We start from the raw sequence: 1689 nt of genomic DNA on the forward strand, positions 1-1689 counted from the left end.
TTGCGTGGTTTTCGATTATATCGTCGTGGGTGGTGGCTCCTCTGGATGCGTGATGGCGAGCAGGCTCTCCGCCTATGGCGCTCGCGTGCTGCTCATTGAAGCTGGCCCTGATACGCCGCCGAATGCCATTCCTGACGACATCCAGGATGGCGACCCAACGCGTGCTTACCTTAATCCCGGTTATCGATGGCAGTCACTCCACGCGACAACGGTGCGAGGTGGCCGCAAGCCTGTCCATTACGAACAGGCGCGCGTCATGGGTGGCGGCTCCAGCATCAATGCCCAAGTCGCCAACCGCGGCGGGCCCGGAGATTACGATGAGTGGGCCTCAAGCGGTGCAACGGGCTGGGGTTGGGAAGACGTGCTGCCCTACTTCCGTCGTCTAGAATGCGATTTGGATTTCGGCGGGGAATTTCATGGCACGAACGGCCCCTTGCCAATCAAACGTGTGCGCCAATCAGACTGGTCGGGCTTCATCCGGGCAATCTCCGATGCTTACGATGCTTTGGGGCTTCATTTCAGGCCAGACTTCAATGGTGCATTCGGTGATGGCTATTCAGTTGTCCCATTGACCAACCGCAATGGTCATCGGGTCTCCTCCGCGATGGCGTACTTACCCGAAACCGTCCGCTCTCGCCGCAATCTAACGATTTTATCCGAAACGACAGTTGCGCGGCTGACCTTTTTGGGAACAACGGTAACGGGGGTCGAGACGGAGAACAAATCGGGCGTGCAATCGTATAGCGCTTCTTGCGTTATCCTGTGCGCAGGAGCACTCCATTCACCCGCCATATTGATGCGCTCCGGGATCGGCCCCGCGAAGGAATTAGTACAATTCGGAATCCCTATCGTTGCAGATTTGAAAGGTGTGGGCCAGAATCTTCAGGAACACCCCACGATTTGCGTTTCGGCCTATTTGAAGCCGGCCGATCGCTTGTCACCCGGCGTGAGCGAATATATTCAGATGCACGCCCGCTACTCGTCGGGTTACGAAGGCTGCCCGTCGACCGATATGGCAATATCGACTGTTGCCAAATCATCCTGGCACCCGCTGGGGAGGCGCCTCGGCACTCTCGCCGTGTGGGTCAATCGCAGCTACTCGACGGGAACTGTGGCGCTCAAGGGTAGTTCGCATAAAATAGAGCCGGAGGTCGATTTCAACTGGTTGAGCGACAAGCGGGACGCCGAGCGCCTCAAGCAGGGCTTTCGCTTCATAGTCCGCCTGCTGCAGCAAGATTCGCTGTCCTCTGTGGCGCTGGACCCGTTTCCGTCAGCGTTGAATGCGCGAGCGAAGCTGGTGAGCAAGGTCACAAGCACAAACTATGCACTCACGTCATTTCTGGCGCTGCTCATGGACGCGTCGCCGCGGCTGCGCCGTGGGCTGATTAGGCGCGTCATAACGGATGGGGATAGCATTTCCGATCTCGTCAACGACGAGAAACATCTGGATCGGTATATTCGCCAGAACGTCATCCCAAGTTGGCATCCGACGTCGACCTGCAGGATGGGGGCAGCCGCGGATCCTGGCGCTGTGACCGATCCGTCGGGACGCGTTCATGGTATTTTGGGTTTGAGGATCGCCGACGCTTCCGTCATGCCATTTTGCCCTCGGGCGAACACAAACATTCCGACGATTATGGTGGCTGAGAAATTGGCCGACACAACCTTGAGAGACGGCAGACGGAGCTA

At 57.7% G+C, this 1689-nt stretch carries 1 protein-coding gene; it reads left to right on the forward strand.

Going from position 1 to position 1689, the window contains the following annotated elements:
* Positions 1-25: 25 nt before the first annotated feature.
* The coding region (locus tag EN879_RS34920; protein WP_224571102.1) for a GMC family oxidoreductase N-terminal domain-containing protein at positions 26-1689 on the forward strand (1664 nt) is incomplete at its 3' end.

The sequence above is a fragment of the Mesorhizobium sp. M7A.F.Ca.AU.002.02.1.1 genome (assembly GCF_003998535.1).
Taxonomy (GTDB): Bacteria; Pseudomonadota; Alphaproteobacteria; order Rhizobiales; family Rhizobiaceae; genus Mesorhizobium; species Mesorhizobium ciceri.